The 17038-nt window shown below is 68.8% G+C and carries 15 protein-coding genes; 7 read left to right on the forward strand and 8 right to left on the reverse strand.

Going from position 1 to position 17038, the window contains the following annotated elements:
• The first annotated feature begins 61 nt into the window (after positions 1 to 61).
• The 4 genes from AB0H42_RS06910 (at position 62) to AB0H42_RS06925 (ending at position 3978) form a co-directional block, all read left to right on the forward strand.
• Complete coding sequence (locus AB0H42_RS06910) at positions 62 to 718, forward strand: PaaI family thioesterase (protein WP_357050926.1); 657 nt, start codon at positions 62 to 64, stop codon at positions 716 to 718.
• Between the two features lie 276 nt (positions 719 to 994).
• On the forward strand, positions 995 to 1441 hold the full coding sequence (locus tag AB0H42_RS06915; protein WP_357050929.1) for a hypothetical protein: 447 nt from the start codon (positions 995 to 997) through the stop codon (positions 1439 to 1441).
• A gap of 212 nt (positions 1442 to 1653) precedes the next feature.
• Positions 1654 to 3291, forward strand: coding sequence for a 2-succinyl-5-enolpyruvyl-6-hydroxy-3-cyclohexene-1-carboxylic-acid synthase (gene menD / locus AB0H42_RS06920; RefSeq protein ID WP_357050932.1), 1638 nt, complete (start codon positions 1654 to 1656; stop codon positions 3289 to 3291).
• Positions 3292 to 3378: 87 nt separating this feature from the next.
• On the forward strand, positions 3379 to 3978 hold the full coding sequence (locus AB0H42_RS06925) for a TIGR03086 family metal-binding protein (protein WP_357050934.1): 600 nt from the start codon (positions 3379 to 3381) through the stop codon (positions 3976 to 3978).
• A gap of 14 nt (positions 3979 to 3992) precedes the next feature.
• Here AB0H42_RS06925 and AB0H42_RS06930 read toward each other — a convergent pair whose 3' ends face one another.
• The gene (locus tag AB0H42_RS06930; RefSeq protein WP_357050937.1) at positions 3993 to 4613 is read right to left on the reverse strand and encodes a TetR/AcrR family transcriptional regulator; all 621 of its coding nucleotides are present in this window, start codon (positions 4611 to 4613) and stop codon (positions 3993 to 3995) included.
• 83 nt (positions 4614 to 4696) lie between these two features.
• Here AB0H42_RS06930 and AB0H42_RS06935 point away from each other — a divergent pair, with 83 nt between their 5' ends.
• The gene (locus AB0H42_RS06935; RefSeq protein ID WP_357050940.1) at positions 4697 to 5731 is read left to right on the forward strand and encodes an aldo/keto reductase; all 1035 of its coding nucleotides are present in this window, start codon (positions 4697 to 4699) and stop codon (positions 5729 to 5731) included.
• Positions 5732 to 5740: 9 nt separating this feature from the next.
• Here the strand turns inward: AB0H42_RS06935 and AB0H42_RS06940 are convergent, their stop codons facing one another.
• The 4 genes from AB0H42_RS06940 to AB0H42_RS06955 form a co-directional block, all read right to left on the reverse strand.
• On the reverse strand, positions 5741 to 9940 hold the full coding sequence (locus AB0H42_RS06940) for a bifunctional nitrate reductase/sulfite reductase flavoprotein subunit alpha (RefSeq protein ID WP_357050943.1): 4200 nt from the start codon (positions 9938 to 9940) through the stop codon (positions 5741 to 5743).
• A 123-nt stretch (positions 9941 to 10063) separates the two neighbouring features.
• Positions 10064 to 10771 carry a demethylmenaquinone methyltransferase gene (locus AB0H42_RS06945; protein WP_357050946.1) on the reverse strand — a complete coding sequence of 236 codons (708 nt, stop codon included), beginning with the start codon at positions 10769 to 10771 and terminating at the stop codon, positions 10064 to 10066.
• Positions 10772 to 10812: 41 nt separating this feature from the next.
• The gene (locus tag AB0H42_RS06950) at positions 10813 to 11955 is read right to left on the reverse strand and encodes a glycosyltransferase family 1 protein (protein ID WP_357050949.1); all 1143 of its coding nucleotides are present in this window, start codon (positions 11953 to 11955) and stop codon (positions 10813 to 10815) included.
• 4 nt (positions 11956 to 11959) lie between these two features.
• Positions 11960 to 12478: a DUF3592 domain-containing protein gene (locus AB0H42_RS06955; protein WP_357051017.1), complete on the reverse strand. Its 519-nt coding sequence runs from the start codon at positions 12476 to 12478 to the stop codon at positions 11960 to 11962.
• Positions 12479 to 12683: 205 nt separating this feature from the next.
• Between AB0H42_RS06955 and AB0H42_RS06960 the strand changes: the two genes are divergently transcribed.
• A complete protein-coding gene (locus tag AB0H42_RS06960; protein ID WP_357050952.1) occupies positions 12684 to 13190 on the forward strand; it encodes a DUF2505 domain-containing protein in 507 nt (168 codons plus the stop codon).
• A 78-nt stretch (positions 13191 to 13268) separates the two neighbouring features.
• On the opposite strand, the gene AB0H42_RS06965 is transcribed toward AB0H42_RS06960, so the two are convergent.
• Genes AB0H42_RS06965 through AB0H42_RS06975 form a run of 3 tightly spaced genes read right to left on the reverse strand, consistent with a single transcriptional unit; the run spans position 13269 to position 15476 of the window.
• A complete protein-coding gene (locus AB0H42_RS06965; protein ID WP_357051020.1) occupies positions 13269 to 13727 on the reverse strand; it encodes a VOC family protein in 459 nt (152 codons plus the stop codon).
• A gap of 18 nt (positions 13728 to 13745) precedes the next feature.
• Positions 13746 to 14195: an AraC family transcriptional regulator gene (locus AB0H42_RS06970; RefSeq protein ID WP_357050955.1), complete on the reverse strand. Its 450-nt coding sequence runs from the start codon at positions 14193 to 14195 to the stop codon at positions 13746 to 13748.
• A 9-nt stretch (positions 14196 to 14204) separates the two neighbouring features.
• The gene (locus tag AB0H42_RS06975) at positions 14205 to 15476 is read right to left on the reverse strand and encodes a geranylgeranyl reductase family protein (RefSeq protein ID WP_357050958.1); all 1272 of its coding nucleotides are present in this window, start codon (positions 15474 to 15476) and stop codon (positions 14205 to 14207) included.
• A 316-nt stretch (positions 15477 to 15792) separates the two neighbouring features.
• Here AB0H42_RS06975 and AB0H42_RS06980 point away from each other — a divergent pair, with 316 nt between their 5' ends.
• Positions 15793 to 16815, forward strand: a complete 1023-nt coding sequence (locus AB0H42_RS06980; RefSeq protein ID WP_357050961.1) for a polyprenyl synthetase family protein — start codon at positions 15793 to 15795, stop codon at positions 16813 to 16815.
• Positions 16816 to 17038: the final 223 nt, after the last annotated feature.

Genomic DNA, 17038 nt, shown 5'->3' on the forward strand with positions numbered 1-17038 from the left:
AGTTCACCACATCTGAGCCGAAATGTTTGGACGCTGTATAACCCGGAGTTACGGTGCGTGTATGAGCGAGCAGACCCAACCGACGATCGACGACAGCGCTGTCGACGAGGATCGGTACGAGCGGCACGGCGGGTTCCCCAAGGTCACCCCGGCCCGGGTGGGTCCGGAATTCGGCGAATTCGTCGAGGCCATGCGCACGCTCCAGGATCTCGCCGTCTCCGCCGACGCCCCCGCCGAGGTGTACGGGGCGGCCCGCGACCAGGTGAACGCGCTGATCGAACTGCTCGGGCCGTACCGGGCTCCGGAGCAGCAGGGCCCGGCGGGCCGGGCCGTCGAACTGCCCGGGCGCGGCAGTCTGCTCCTGCTGCCCTGGCGGACGGTCTCGGCCGGACCCGACGGCATCGTGATGCAGGGCGTGTTCCGGCGCTTCCATCTCGGCGGGAACGCCGCCGCGCACGGCGGTGTGCTCCCGCTGCTGTTCGACGACCTGTTCGGGATGACCGTGCACTACGCCGGGCGTCCGATCAGCCGGACCGCCTTCCTGCACGTGAACTACCGCAAGGTGACTCCGCTCGATACGCCGCTGACGGTCCGCGGCCGGGTCGAGCGCATCGAGGGCCGCAAAACCTTCATCAGTGCCGAACTCGTCGACGAGGAAGGCACTGTACTGGCCGACAGTGAAGGACTGATGATTCAACTTCTGCCCTGGCAGCCGTAATCGGGGCGTCCCGGCGGTAACGGTACGGCGTTATCCGGGCCGGGGCCGGGGCTTTCGCTTCCCGTGTGTGACGAGTCGTCCGGCCGATGGCGCTGGTCGGGCCCGGTGCGGCGGGGGCGGGCCGGGTCGAATCACGCGGCGCCGTAACACTTCCATCGTTGCGGAGGCGTCATCTCCGTCTGTTGCTTACCCATGCGGGGCGGAAAGTACTCCTGTGGGCGGTGCGTATAGTTGCGTTGCCCGTCCATACGAGTACTGATCCGGAGGATCCTTAAATTGGTTGCAGCACTGTCTGAATCACTGCTTGACGAGGCCACGCGCCCGGCCTTCCTCGCCGACGCCGTCCAGGTCCTGGACGCCGAGGTCTCTGATAAGGGTGGTGCGTCGGGTCTGGCCGTGAAGGGTGGGTACGCGGCGGTGAAGAAGATCAGCCCGTCCATCGTGCCCGACGCCCTGGAATCGCTGGCGCCCAAGCTGCTCGAGCAGCTTCAGCCGTACTGGAATGAGTTCCAGGCCGGTGGCACCGGTACCTTCGGTGAGCTGCTGAGCTCCAAGGGTGACGAGGTCGCCGAGTCCCTGCTGACCGTCACCGACGCGCGTGCCGCGGGCTCCAGCCGCCCGGCCCTGCAGAAGGTGTACAACTCGATGCGTTCCTCGGCCAAGAAGAACGTCATCGAGGCGCTGCCGCGGGTCGGCGACCTGGTGCAGAAGCACGCCGGCTGACCGACGTGTGAGACGACCGCGCGTGTGCGCGGCACGTGGGGGGCCTCGACGACGAGGCCCCCGACGGGGGAGTTTTCGGGGGTATCGATATCCGGCGCGCGCCGCGAGCGGTGCGGAGCCGCCGGGTTCTTTTCATGCCGGGTACGACCACGACTCATTGGTGTGAGCAGGGCGACGCCGACGCGGCGGCCGTGGTCTGACAATCTAGAGGCGTGAATCCGTCAACAGCGCAGGCGCGGGTGGTCGTCGACGAACTCGCACGCGGTGGGGTTCGGGAAATAGTGCTGTGTCCCGGCTCGCGTAACGCTCCGCTGGCGTTCGCCCTCCAGGCCGCCGACGCCGCCGGCCGGCTCCGGTTGCATATGCGGGTCGACGAGCGGACCGCCGGATTCCTGGCGATCGGTCTGGCCATCGCCTCGGGGGCCCCGGTTCCGGTGGTGATGACCTCGGGTACCGCGGTGGCCAATCTCGGGCCCGCCGTATTGGAGGCCAATTACGCGCGGGTTCCGCTGATCGTGCTCAGCGCCAACCGTCCGTACGAGATGCTGGGCACCGGCGCCAACCAGACCGTCGAACAGCTCGGTCTGTTCGGCAGCCAGGTCCGCACGACCATCAGCCTGGGACTCGCCGAAGCCGAGTCGGTCGCCGATTATCCGAAGCAGAACAGCGTCTGGCGCTCCGCGGTGTGCCGCGTCCTGGCGGCCGCCCGGGGAATCCGCTCGGGCAATGCCGGACCGGTGCACTTCGATATTCCGCTGCGCGAACCGCTGGTGCCGGATTCGCTGGAGGGCGAGAACGCCCCGGCCGGGCGCGGCATCGAGCGGCCCTGGACCGCAACGCAGTACGCCACCCTCGACGTCCCGCTCGATATCGACCTCGGCCCCGATACCGTGGTGATCTCTGGGCACGGTGCCGGTCTGCACACCGAACTGGCGGCATTGCCGACGGTCGCCGAACCCACCGCGCCGGCGCACGGTCCGGCCCTGCACCCGCTGGCCCTGCCGCTGCTGGAGCCCCGCCAGGCGATCATCACCGGGCGGCCGACCCTGCACCGGCAGGTCTCCCGGGTGCTGGCCGATCCCGAGATCACCGTGTACGCGCTGACGACCGGTCCGCGTTGGCCCGACGTCTCGGGCAATGTGGTCGGTACCGGTACTCGCGCGGTGACGACCGGCACGCCCGATCCGCGGTGGCTGGCCCGCTGCCGCGATCTGGACGAGCGGGCCCACTCGGTGGTACGCGAGGAGCTGTCCAGGAACCTGAAGCCCACCGGCCTGCACGTGGCCGCGGTAGTGATGGACGCGCTGCGCGAGGGCGATCAAATGCTGTTGGGGGCGTCGAATCCGGTGCGCGACGCCGCGCTGGTGTCGACGCCACGACCCGGCGTCCGGGTGCTGTCCAACCGGGGGGTGGCCGGTATCGACGGCACGGTGTCCTCGGCGGTGGGCGCGGCACTGCACCATTCGGGTCGCACTGTCGCGTTGATCGGGGATCTCACCTTCCTGCACGATGCCTCCGGCCTGCTGATCGGGCGCGGCGAACCACGCCCGGAGGATCTGACCATCGTGGTCGCCAACGACGACGGGGGCGGGATCTTCGAACTCCTCGAACAGGGCGATCCCCAGTACGCCGGTGTTTTCGAGCGGGTGTTCGGCACCCCGCACGGGATGGATCTGTCGGCGTTGTGCGCGGCCTACCGGATCCCGCACCGGCAGGTCGGGCTGGAGGAACTGGCGATCGAGCTCACCGGGCCGGCGACCGGGTTCCGGGTGCTGGAGGTGGTCACAAGCCGTGCCGGGTTGCGTGATCTGCACGCGGCGCTCCGCGTGAGTGTCGGGGCCTCCGTGTAGCCGCTCGATATCTTTTGCCGCGCGGCCGGTGAGTTCCACCGGCCGGGTTCGTCGGTACAGGTGGATCCACCGACCCGAGGAGCTCCGATGCAACCCGAATTCGATCTGTCGCAGGCGGCCGCCGCGCTCGCCGATATCGTCGCCGCGATCGGCGACGAGCAGCTCGACGCCCGTACTCCCGCCGATCTTCCGGTCCGCGCGATCCTGGAACATGTCGGCGGGCTGGCCGAGGCGTTTCGCGCCGCCGCCACCAAGGAGGCGGTCGGCGCGTCCGCGGCACCGCAGTTCGATTCCGGCGCGGCCCTGGCGCCGGATTGGCGGACCCGTATTCCCGCGCAGTTGAAGGCTCTCGCCGAAGCATGGCAGGAGCCCGGGGCATGGGAGGGCGAGACCGAAGCAGGCGGCGTGACCATGCCGGCGGCGGTCACGGCGCGTGTCGCGCTGGACGAATTGGTCATCCACTCCTGGGATCTGGCGCGGGCCACCGGCCGCGATGTCGAGGTGGCCGATACCGATCTCGCGGTGCTGTTGCAGTTCCTGAAGGACACACCGCCGGAAGGCACACCCGGACTCTTCGGCCCGGTGGTACCGGTCGGACCCGGCGCTCCGGCCCTGCACCGGGTGCTGGGGCTCACCGGGCGCGATCCGTTCTGGATTCCCAAGGCGCGGCGAGAGGTGATGCGGTGACCCGTCCGGGCGGGTCACGCACCGGTGCGGCCGAATATCCCGGCCGCGGCCGCGTTCGCCGCGGTTTCGGCCGCCGTCCGGGCGGCCTCGTCGTCGATGGGGTCACCGCTGGCCAGCAGCCGGTAGTAGAGCGGACCGGAAACGGCGGTGAGAACCGCGCGGGGGTCGGTTCCGGCCGGCACCTCCCCGCGGGCGACGGCGTCGGTGATGCACGGCGACCATTCGGTGAGCCGGACGTCGTAGAACCGGCGCAGCGCCGAGGCTGTGCTCTCGTCGCAGGTCGCGGCGGCGATCACGGCGCGGAACAAGCGGCCCTGCCTGGGGTCGGCGAGGGTTTTCGCGACCAGGCGGGCATTGGCGGTCAGATCGCCGAGCAGGGAGCCGGTATCGGCGCGCGGTAGCGACTGTTCGGCCATATCCACCAGGAGGTCGGCGATGAGTCCGGTCGGGGTGCGCCAGCGGCGGTAGACGGTCGTTTTGCCGACCTCGGCGCGCGCGGCGACCTCGGTGAGGTCGAGCCGGGCGAAACCGTGTTCGGCCAGCAGATCGCCGGCGACCTGCAGTACCGCGGCGCGGACGCGGGCGGTACGGCCGCCGGGCCGCACCGAGCCGGGGGCGGCCAGCTCAGAATCCATAACGGGACTCCAGTTTCTTTTACCGCTTCGGTGGGTGTAGCTTCGGATTCATTAACGAAACCATAGACCCTTTAGGAGTCGAGATGGAATACCGGCGGTTGGGTGCCTCGGGTCTGGTCGTTCCCGCGCTGAGCTTCGGCGCGGGGACCTTCGGCGGACGTGGCGAACTGTTCGGCGCCTGGGGCGATACCGATGTCGACCAGGCTCGCCGGCTCGTGGATATCAGCCTCGACGCGGGCGTGACCATGTTCGATACGGCCGATGTCTATTCCGACGGCGCGTCCGAAGAGGTGCTGGGCGCCGCGATCCGCGGCAAACGCGATCGGCTGCTGCTGTCCACGAAGGCCGGACTGCCCACCGGGCCGGGCCCCTTCGACGCCGGAACGGGTCGCGGGCGCCTGGTCACCGCGGTGGAGGCGTCACTGAAACGGCTCGGTGTGGACCATATCGATCTCTTCCAGCTACACGCCTTCGACGCCTACACCCCGGTCGAAGAGGTGCTGCACGCACTCGACGAGCTGGTCCGCGCGGGCAAGATCCGCTACCTGGGCGCCTCCAATTTCGCCGGCTGGCAACTGATGAAATCGCTGGCCGCCGCCGACCGCCACGGGCTGCCCCGCTATATCGCACATCAGGTGTACTACTCACTGGCCGGCCGGGATTACGAATGGGAGCTCATGCCGCTGGGCCTGGCCGAAGGAGTCGGCGCGGTGGTGTGGAGCCCGCTCGGCTGGGGCCGGCTCACCGGCAGGATCCGGCGCGGACAACCACTGCCCGCGGGCAGCAGGTTGCACAAGACCGCCGAGGCGGGGCCACCGGTGGATACCGAACATCTCTACGACGTGGTCGACGCGCTGGACGAGGTCGCCGCCGAAACGGGCCGATCGGTTCCGCAGATCGCGCTGAATTGGCTGCTCACCCGGCCCACTGTCGGCACTGTCATCGTCGGTGCGCGCAACGAGGAGCAGTTGCGCCAGAACCTCGGGGCCGTCGGCTGGGAACTCACCGCCGACCAGCTGGCCCGGCTGGACAAGGCGAGCGCGCTCACCCCGCCCTACCCGTATTACCCGTACTACCGCCTGCCCGACTTCGCCCGGCTCAATCCACCCGCCGCCTGAGCGGGGATGTCAGTACACGTCCCGGACATAACGTTTCTCGGCGGTGAGCTGCTTTTTGAAGGCCAGAGCGCCATCCTCGTCGAGTTTGCCGTGGATGCGGGCGATCCGTAGCAGTGCGTCGTCCACATCCGCGGCCATCCGCGCGGCATCACCGCAGACATAGAAGTGGGCACCGTCGCGCAGCCACGACCACAGTTCGGCGCCGTGTTCGATCATGCGGTGCTGCACGTAGATCCGCTCCCGCTGATCGCGGGAGAAGGCCAGATCCAGTCGCGACAGGTGACCGGTGCGGAACATATCCGCCAACTCGGCCCGGTAGTAGAAGTTCTGTGCGGCGTGCTGATCGCCGAAGAACAACCAATTGCGTCCCGTCGCCCCCAGCGCGCGCCGTTCGTGCAGGAACCCGCGGAACGGAGCGATACCGGTGCCCGGTCCGACCATGATCATCGGCACAGTGGGGTCCAGCGGCGGCCGGAAATGTGGTGCGCGCTGCAGGAATATCGGTACCGCGGTGTCGGCGGCCCGGTCGGCCAGGAAGGTGGAGCAGACACCGCCGCGCCGGGCCGCCGAGCCCGTGGCCGCCGGGTCGCCGTAGCGCACGATGCCCACGGTCAGCTCCACCCGGTCGGGGCTCGTCAGCGGACTCGACGAGATCGAATACTGGCGCGGCTGCAGCTTTTTCAGCACGTCGAGCCATTCCACCAGGTCGGCACGGACCGGGAAGTCCCGCAGCACATCCACCAATTGGCGGTCCCACAGATAGGAGGCGAGTTCGTTGCGGTTGTCGCGGCGCAGCAGTTTGGCGAGCCGATTGCTCGGATTGTGCCCGGCGACGAATTCCAGCAGATCGCGCGACACCCTGGTGATGTCGTAGTGGGTGCGCAGGGCCTGCTCCAGCGATATCTCGCCGGTGCCGGCCGCTACGGTGCGATGGCCGTCCAGACCGGTCGCCGCCAGCCATTCCCCGACCAGCGACGGACAGTTGGTCGGCCGGACCCCGAGCGAATCGCCCACCTCGTACCGGGCATCGAGCCCGGTCAGGTCGAAACTGATCCGCCGAACCTCCTTCGCGGCGTCCGGGCTGGTCAGCACCTCGTTGCCCAGCAGGGGCGCGAAGACCGGTGCGGTGCGGGTGAACGCGGTGCGTGCCACCCGCCGCACCGGCAGCGGGGCGGGAGCGGTCCGTTCCAGGACACCGACGGCGGTGGCACCGCCGGCGGACGCGCCGACGGTTCGGCGCGGAGTGCCCCCGCCGGGGCCGGCGGCCGGATCGGGTCCGCCCGGGTCGGACAGTGCGGTGATCACCGCGTCCAGCCAGCGCGCGCCCGGCTCGTCGAAATCGGGTTCACAGTCCTGGCGCGGTAGCAGCCGGGTCGCGCCGCGGTCGGCGAACAGGGTGTCGAGTTTTCGACCGTGGCCACAGAAATCGCCGTAGGAGGAGTCGCCGAGGGCGAACACCGCGTACCGCATACCGGTGAGCCGGACCGCGCTCCCCGCGAGCCGGGTCCAGAAGTCGGCCCCGTTGTCCGGTGGGCCGCCGTCACCGAATGTGCTGGTGACGACCAGCACATCACCGGTCAGCACGTCGAGTTCGCAGGAGTCCATATCGAGCAGCCGCGGCCGGAGCCCGGATTCGGTGAGCCGCGCGACGGCGGTCGCGGCGAAATCCTCGGCATTGCCGGTCTGGGAGGCCCACAGCACCGTTACGGTCCGGGATGGCGCCGCGGCCGGATCGCCGGCCGCCGGTTCCGCGGGCACTCCACGCGAATACATACCGGCCAGCAGCCCGTCCACCCACAGCCGGCTCCGATCCGACAGCGGTGCCGACGCGGGCAGGACCGGCTGCCCGGAGACCGGCAGCGACTCCAGCGCGGCGAGATATCCACCCAGATAGATCCGTTCGGTCTCGCTCAGCGTCGGGGTGGCCGCGGTGTCCAGGCCGAGCATCGTGGCCAGGGGATGCGGACCGGCCGCGGTGGACTCCGGCGCGCTGACCACTGTTTCCGGTCTGTCCGCCCGCCGCATCGGCGCGACCGGGCGCAAGGCGACCGCGCAGGCCTTGAATTCCGGCTGTAGCGAATCGGAATCGACCGCGTCATTGGTCACCGCGTTGACGGTCAGGTATTCGCCCTGTTCGTCGTTCCAGTGGAAAGGCGCGAAACAGCCGCCCGGCCGCACTCGGTCGCTGACCCGGGCGGGCAGTACCGCCCGCCCGCGCCGCGAGGTGATCTCCAGTTCGTCCCCCGGCTCCAGCCCGAGGGTACGGGCGTCGTCGGGATGGACTTCCACGAACGGTTCGCCGTTCAGCTTGTTCAGTCTGCCGATGCGACCGGTCTTGGTCATCGAATGCCACTGATGCTGCAATCGGCCCGTATTGAGGAGGAACGGGTAATCGTCGTCGGGCATTTCGCCGGGCAGCATATGCGGCCGCGGCCAGAAGACCGCGCGCCGGCTCGGGGTGGCGAACGCCAGCCGGGGTTCGTGACCTCCGGGATCGGTGTAGCGCGGCCCGCTCACGCCGTCGTTCAGATAGCGAATCGGGTTGCGGCGTTGTGCGGGGTCGGGGCACGGCCACTGCATCGGACCCTCGCGCAGCGTGTCGTAACTCATTCCGCTCAGGTCGTAGCCGGTGGCCGGGTTGGCGAAGCGGCGCAGTTCGTCGAACACCTCGGCACTCGAGGCGTACTCGAAGCCCGGGAATCCCATGGCCGTGGCCACCTGGGCGATCAACTGCCAGTCCGGCCGGGCGGCACCGGCCGGCTCGACCGCGCTCCGCAGCAGGGTGACATTGCGTTCGGAGTTCACCATCACCGCGTCCGATTCGGCCCACAGGGTGGCCGGCAGCAGGATATCGGCGTAGGTGTTGGTGGCGGTCTCGGTGTAGGCGTCCTGCGCGATCACCAGTTCGGCCGCCTCCAGGCCGGCGATCACCGTCTTCCGATTGGCGACGGTAGCCACCGGATTTGTGCAGATTATCCAGGCCGCCTTGATGGTGCCCGCGGCGAGTTCGCGGAACATCTCGATGGTGCCGGGACCCGCCTCGGTGCGCAGTGTTCCCGGCGGCAGCTCCCAGGCGGCCTCGACGAAGGCGCGGTCGGCGGGATTCAGCAGACTCCGCTGGCCGGGCAGGCCGGGACCCATGTAGCCCATCTCGCGTCCGCCCATCGCATTCGGCTGCCCGGTGAGCGAGAAGGGTCCACTGCCCGGACGGCAGATGGCGCCCGTGGCCAGGTGCAGATTGCACAGCGCGTTGGTGTTCCAGGTCCCGTGGGTCGACTGGTTGAGCCCCATGGTCCACAGGCTCATCCATTCCCCGGCGTCCCCGATCCAGCGCGCGGCGGTACGGATATCCGCCTCGGCCAGACCGGTCAGCTCCGCCACCTTCTCCGGTGAATAGCCGGCGAGGAATTCCGGCATGGCGTCCCAGCCCTCGGTGTGTTCGGCGATGAATTCGGTGTCGATATCGCCGGCTTCGACCAGCAGATACAGCAGACCGTTGAGGAGGGCGAGATCCGTGCCGGGGGCGATCTGCAGGAACAGGTCGGCGCGGGCGGCGGTATCGGTGCGCCGCGGGTCCACCACGATCAGTTTCGCGCCCGCTTTGAGCCGGTCCGCCATGCGCAGGAACAGGATGGGGTGGCAGTCGGCCATATTCGCGCCGATCACGAAGAACAGGTCGGCGTGCTCGAAATCGTCATAGGAACCCGGCGGGCCGTCGGCGCCCAGCGACTGTTTGTAGCCGGTGCCCGCACTGGCCATGCACAGCCGGGAGTTCGCCTCCATATGGATGGTGCGCAAATGGCCTTTGGCGAGTTTCGTGGCCAGGTACTGGGCCTCCAGCGACATCTGCCCGGAGACGTAGAGCGCGATGGCGTCGGGGCCGTGCTCCGCCAGGATCCGCCGCAACCGCGTAGCGGCCTCGCGTACCGCCTCGTCCACGCCGGCCGGCTGCGGCTGTATGCCGCGTTCGGACCGCAGATAGGCGGTCGACATCCGGCCCGGTGCCCGCATCAACTCCGCGTGGGTGGCGCCCTTGGTACACAACCGCCCGGCGTTCGACGGATGCAGTTTGTCCCCGCTGACCTTGGCGATCACCGGCGCGCCGGTGTCGTCGGCCGCGGTGGTGATCTCGATACCGCAGCCGACCCCGCAGTAGGAGCACGCCGTCCTGGTCGTGCCCGGCCGCCGGTCTTTGCTCGCCTGGGACATGAGTCCGATCGTCCCCTCGGCCGATTTCCTCGGGTTTGCCCGATGTTATCGTCGGATGACATTCCACTTCACCGGCGAAAATCACAGCTGTGAGGTAGATGAACCAGGCCGATACCGGGCGTTTCAGCCGCCGAGCTTGTATCCCCGGTGCAGTGCGACGACGCCGCCGGTCAGGTTGCGCCATTTCACCCCGGACCACCCGGCATCGGAGACCCGGCGGCCCAGCTGCCGCTGGTTCGGCCAGGCCCGGATGGATTCGGCCAGGTAGACGTAGGCGTCCGCATTACTGCTCACCGCCCGGGCCACCCGCGGCAACGCCTTCATCAGGTATTCCATGTACAGGGTCTTGAACCCCGGAATGATCGGGGTGGAGAACTCACAGACGACCAACCGGCCGCCGGGTTTGGTCACCCGCAGCATCTCCCGCAGCGCGAGATCGGTATCGGCCACATTGCGCAGCCCGAACGAGATGGTCACCGCGTCGAAGGAATTGTCGGCGAAGGGCAGCGCCATCGCATCTCCGGCGACCATCGGCACCTGCCGGAACCGGCCGGCGGCCAGCATGCCCTGCGAGAAATCGGCGGCCACGCACCACGCGCCGGAGCGGCCCAGCTCCACGGTGGACACCCCGGTGCCGGCGGCCAGGTCGAGCACCTGCTCACCCGGGCGCGGGCCGATGGCCTTGCGGGTCATCCAGCGCCAGTAGCGGTCCTGGCCGGCCGAGATCACGGTGTTGGTCAGGTCGTATCGTCGCGCCACCCCGTCGAACATCGACGCGACCTCGTGCGGTTGTTTGTCCAGCGAGGCCCGGACCGATTGTGTTTTCACCACATCCCGACCTTAATGGGCAAAAGGCGGTCTGCCGCGTCCGGTCACGCCGAGCGTGACAACCGGTATCCGGTGCCGATCACCTCGGCGTAATGGTTCATGAGTTCGGTGCAGATGGCAGGCCACGTGCGGTGCAGCACCGATTTGCGGGCCGCCCCGGCGAACCGCTCGCGCACCTGCGCCTCACGCAGCGCCGCGACGGTGCCGGGCAGCAGGTCGGTGAAATCCCGTACCGGGAGCAGATAGCCGTTGCGGCAGGGCGCGATCAGGTCACGCGGGCCGCCGGCGTCGGGACCGATGACCGGGACACCGGACGCCAGCGCTTCCTGCACGCCCTGGCAGAACGTCTCGTGCTCACCCGGATGCACCATCACGTCCAGGCTCGCGTAGGCCCGGGCGAGCTTGTGGCCGCCGAGTTCGCCGGTGAAGATCGCGCCCGGCAACAGACCGGCGAGGTTCTGCCGCTCCGGACCGTCGCCCACGATCACCAGCTGTATCGAGGGATCGTGGGCAAGTACCGAGAGCCGGTCCACATGCTTTTCCGGGGCCAGCCGGCCGACAAAACCGACCAGCAGTTTTCCGGTACCGCCGAGCCACTGCCCGCGCAGCTCTTCGCTGCGCGCGGCCGGGGTGAACCGCACCGTATCGACTCCGCGACCCCAGGTGTGCACCCGGGGGATCCCGTGCCGGGCCAGGTCCTCGACCGCCGCGGTCGACGGCGCCAGCGTCCGGACCGCGCCCTCGTGGATGCGCCGGGTCCAGCCCCAGGCGGCGCGGGCCGCCAGACCCAGCCCGTAGCTCTTCGCGAAACCCGCCACATCGGTCTGGTACACCGCCACCGCGGGCAGGTCCAGCCGCAGCGCCGCTGCCATCCCGCCCGCGCCGAGCAGGAACGGTGAGGCCAGATGCACCACCTCGGGATCGAAATCGGCCAGTACGCCGACCATGCCCGGCTGTGGCAGGCCCACCGGCAGCGAACTGACCTTCGGCACCATCACCGCCGGGACGCGGTGGACCGGGAACCGCCCGTGGTGCCGGGGTGCGGGCGGCTGCCCGCGCAACGTATCGGGCGCGATGACGAGAGCGTCGTGCCCGTGCTGATGCAGATGATCCAGCACTCGGAGCACCGAGTTCACGACGCCGTTCATATTCGGGAGAAACGACTCCGCAACGATGGCTACGCGCACTCGCTCAGTCTGAGCGGTCGCGGTCCCCCGGGACGCGTCGCCGATATGACGCCGGATCGAAGATCGGGCGAACACTCATCGAACCGGTCGCCGCCCGCATCAGCAGCCACAGTGTCGGCAGGGTGAGAGCCCAGGTCACGGCCAGTACCGACAGTGCCGGCAGGACAGCGACCCGCACATCGCGGCCCGCGACCCGGACCAGGTCGGGATCGGCGCGGCTGTATTCGACATTGATCCGTTCACCCGCGGTCAGGTTGGTCGGATACAGCACGCCGACCTTCGGATTGTGGGTGACGCCGTCGGGGGTCACGTACATCACCGCCGAGCGCAGCCGTCCGGCGGACAGCACCTCGCCGGTGGTTTCGCCCTTGTCGGATTCGATCAGATAGTCGTTGCGCCAGGCCGCCAGGAACAGCAGCACCACCAGCACGCTCACCGATACCGCGGTGATCACCACGCCGACGCACACCTTGCGCAGCCGTTCGGTCCGGGCGGATCGTACGGCCGGGGCCGGCGCGCGCACCGGTTCGATACCGGGCGCCGGGTCCGCGACCGGCGGCGCGACCAGCTCTGCCTGCTCGGGCACGCTGCCTCCTCCGGAATCGTTCGTGGCCGGGGCGGCTGTGCCGTCGCGCACACCGTCGCCCGGGTAACCGGGGTCGCGCGGTCCGCGGCGGCTGGTTTCCGGCACCGCAACAGGCTAGCGGGGTCGGCTAGGGTGAGCGCTCATGGCCCGAAAATTCGGCTTCACGCTGTCCTATCCGATCCCGGTGTCCGAACTGCACGCCGCGCTCACCGGAGAAGAAATGTGGCGAGACCGGTTTACCGGCGCTCCGACGGCCACCCTCGACCTGTCCCATCCCGGTGGCCCGGGCACCGCCCGTATCCAGATGAGCGAAACGGTCCGGCAGGACAAAATCCCCGGCATCGTGCGCAAGGTGCTCAAGAGCGAACTGGTCGTCACCCGTATCGACAATTGGCAGGCTCTCGACGGGTCCACTGCGGCGGGGACCTTCGAGGGCACCTCATCGGCCATCCCCTCGGAGATGAAGGGCACCTACGAACTGCGCCCCACCGCCGAGGGCTCGGAGGTGGTGATCTCCGGTTCGGTGAAGGTCAAGGTTCCGCTGGTCGGCGGGGCCATCGAGCCGCTCGCCGAGCAGTTGCAGCGCGGGGTCGCCGAGAGCGAACGCAAGTACATCGTCAAATGGTTCGAAGATCGCGCCGAGGTCTGACAGTCCTCCGGGGCCGCGCCGTACGCGCGGCCCCGGACATACACCGGAGTTCCGGCTTATCCGCCCGGACCGCCGGTTTCAGCGTTCGGCGCCGCCGGGGTCCGTCGCCGCGGCGGCCGTGGGATCGAACTGCTTCGGCTCGACCAGCACCAGCCAGTTCCCCGAATTGTCCCGGAACACCGCTTCCACACCGTAGGGCCGCTCAGACGGCGGTTGGACGAAATCGACGCCCTTGGCGGTGAGTTCCGCGTAGGCCTTACGACAGTCCTGAGTGCTCAGTCCCAGCGAGCCGTGGCTGCCGCCGGCCAGCGACCTGCTGATCGCGTCGGCAAGATTCTCATCCAGGGGCGGTCCGGGCAGCATCAGGGTGACCTCGAGTTCCCGGTGGTCGGGGTGGGCGATGGCCACCCAGCGGAAACCGTTGTCCCCCATCTGGATATCGGCGGTCTCCACGAAGCCGAGGGTTTCGATGTACCAGTTCTTGGCCGCTGTCTGATCGGTCACGTACACGGTGACCAGGGAAATATTGGAGATGATCGGAGGCATGGTCCGAGACTACGGGCCGGACGGGTCACCGGGCTTCTCCGAAATTGCGGTATTGCGCCGGCGATCGGACAACCCGTGCATGAAGATGTAGCAGCCCGGGATCCGGGGCGCGCCGTCGGCGAATTTCGCCTGGTACTCCGAGGGTGAAACCCCTACCAGTTCGGTGAACTTCCGGGAGAACGAACCCAGACTGCTGTAGCCGACGAGCAGGCAGACCTCGGTCACCGTGGTGTTGGTGGCGCGTAACAGATCCTGCGCCCGCTCGATCCGGCGCTCGGCCAGGTACACCGCGGGTGTTCTGCCGTAGGTGGCCGCGAAACAGCGCAGGAAATGGTATTTCGATACCCCGGCGGCCGCCGCCATACCGTCGAGGTCCAACGGCCGGGCGTACTCGCGGTCGACGAGATCACGGACCCGCCGCAGCTGCGGGAGCAGATCCCGCGGTACCGGCCGCACCACCCCGGCGGGCTAACAGAAGGGCGCGAGGTCGTCGAACCGCATCGACGCCCGGCCCGCGGTGCGCCACGCGCGGGCGGTGAGGTCCACGTCCTCGTCGGTGACCAGGTTGCCCATCACCCGGACCGCGGTGCGCTGCAGGTATTTCGAACGCATCACCGGTGGGCCGCCGATCGGGACCATCCGCGGGTGGGTGGCCAGGCCGGCGATCCGCCGCGCCACCGAATAGGTGCGGCCGTATTTCGCGCGTAGCAGTTCCGGCCACATCCGGGTGAGGTCGGGCTCGTCCAGCAGACCGGCGAGCATATGCCCGCCCTCCAGGCCGTAGTCGATTCCCTCGCCGTTCAGCGGGTTCACACACCCGGCGGCATCGCCGAGCAGCGCCCAGTTGCGGCCTGCGATACCGGAGACCGCGCCGCCCATCGGCAGCAGCGCCGAGGAGACCGCGCGCACCGAACCGCTCAGTTCCCATTCGTCGCGGCGCAGCTCCGTGTAGTGCTCGAGCAGTGGTTTCAACGCGATATGCGAGGGCCTGCGTTCGGTGGCCAGCGAGCCGACGCCGATATTCACTTCACCGTTGGCCAGCGGGAAGACCCAGCCGTAGCCGGGTACCAGCTCGTTGTCCGCATTGCGCAACTCCAGATGCGAGGTGATCCACTGATCGTCGCTGCGGCCGGAGGAGATATAGGCGCGCGCCGCCACCCCGTAGGCGTAGCGGCGATGCCAGGTGCGGCCGAGCAGTTTGCCGACCGGGGACCGCACCCCGTCGGCCACGATCAGAGTGCGGCAGCCGATCTCGTGCGACGCCGTCCCCACCCGCACGGTCACCCCGGTCACCCGGTCGCCATCGCGCGCCACCGCCACGACCTTCGCGCCGTCGCGCATCCGCGCCCCGGATTTCACCGCGGTATCGCGCAGTTTGTCGTCCAGTTCGGTGCGCGGGATCGCACTGCCGTAGGTGGGGAATGAACCACCCGGCCACGGCAGCAGCGCCTCGGCGCCGAAACCGGTCATCCGCAGACCGTGGTTGACGGTGTGCGCCCGCACCCATTCGCCCAGTCCGAGATGCTCGAGTTCCGCGGTGGCCCGCGGGGTCAGGCCGTCACCGCAGGTCTTGTCCCTGGGGAAGGTCGCGGAATCCACCAGCAGCACATCGCGCCCCGCGCGCGCGGCCCACGCCGCGGCCGCCGAACCCGCGGGGCCCGCGCCCACCACCAGCACCTCGACGTGTGCGGGCAGCGCGTCCCGGCCGGCTTCGGAAGGTGTGGCTTCGGGTGCACCCATGCGGTCAATAGTTACAGGCCGTCGCCGGTGATGTCGATGGCGGTACGGTGCACAGCATGAGCGTGTCAGGCCCGGAGGCGGAAGCGGAGCGTGACCACGTAGGGCCCTCGCTCATGCTCGATCAACACAGCATGAGCGTGTCAGGCCCGGCGGCGGAAGTGCGATCTTCGCCTACGCTTCGGCCTCCGCGTCAGCATGATGACCGGTCGCCGGCCTCGCTCATGCTCGATCAATACAGTGACGGTGTTCATGGGCGTTCCGACGTGAACACGCTAGGTTCATCACCGTGGGGTCGGACGCGTCCTTGGGAGAAGGTATGAGCACATCTGCTGTGAGCGAAGCCGGCACGGTGGTGGCGGGGGTGGACCTCGGGGATTTCGCGCTCGCCGAGACCGTACGCAACGGCCTCGACGAAGTAGAGAAACTGCTGGTCGAGGAGCTGTCCTCCGGAGCGGCCTTCCTCCAGGAGGCCGCGCTGCACCTGGCCAAGGCCGGCGGTAAACGATTCCGGCCGCTGTTCACCATTCTCACCGGCCAGCTGGGCCCCCGCCCCGGTGACCCGGACCTCGTCACCGCGGGCACCGTGGTCGAGCTCGTCCATCTGGCCACGCTCTACCACGACGACGTCATGGACGAGGCCACCATGCGCCGCGGCGCGACGAGTGTGAACTCCCGCTGGGGCAACAGCGTGGCCATCCTCGCCGGGGACTACCTGTTCGCGCACGCCTCCCGGCTGACCTCCACCCTGGGCCCCGATGCCGTCCGCATCATCGCGGAAACCTTCGCCGAACTGGTCACCGGCCAGATGCGCGAAACCATGGGCGCCCGCGAAGAGAGCGACCCCGTGGCCCACTATCTGCGCGTGGTGTGGGAGAAAACCGGTTCACTGATCGCGGCCTCCGGACGTTTCGGCGGGACCTTCTCCGGCGCGGACAGCGACCATGTGGAACGCCTCGCCCGCCTCGGTGACGTCGTAGGCACCGCCTTCCAGATATCCGACGACATCATCGATATCTCCTCGGAGTCGGCTCAGTCCGGCAAGACCCCGGGCACCGACCTGCGCGAGGGTGTCCACACCCTTCCGGTCCTGTACGCCCTGCGCGACGAGGGCCCCGACGGCGACCGTCTCCGCACCCTGCTGGCCAAACCCTTGGAATCAGATGCCGAGGTGGCCGAGGCACTGGACCTGCTCGGCCGTTCGCCGGGTATGACCCGGGCGAAGGAGAAGCTGCGCGAATACGCCGATATCGCCCACACGGAGCTGAAGGCCCTCCCGGCAGGGCCCGCCAACGACGCCCTGGTCCAGCTGGTCCAGTACACCATCGAACGGGTCGGCTGAGTATTCGGCGCCTGGCGCGGGGATGAGCGGACACGTCCGTAAAGGTTGGGATGTGGGCTGCTTGTGAGGGTGAGGGTGCGGGGGTGGGCTTGCTCGTGAAGGTGGGATGTGGACCTGCTCGTGACGGTGCTGTGTTTTTTGGCGCCGCCTGCGGCGGCGCGGGGTTGAGGCCCCCTTGGTCTCGCCGTTTCGGCCTCGAGACTCGAGCCTTCGGCTCATGCGC

Source organism: Nocardia sp. NPDC050799 (assembly GCF_040654015.1).
GTDB lineage: Bacteria > Actinomycetota > Actinomycetes > Mycobacteriales > Mycobacteriaceae > Nocardia.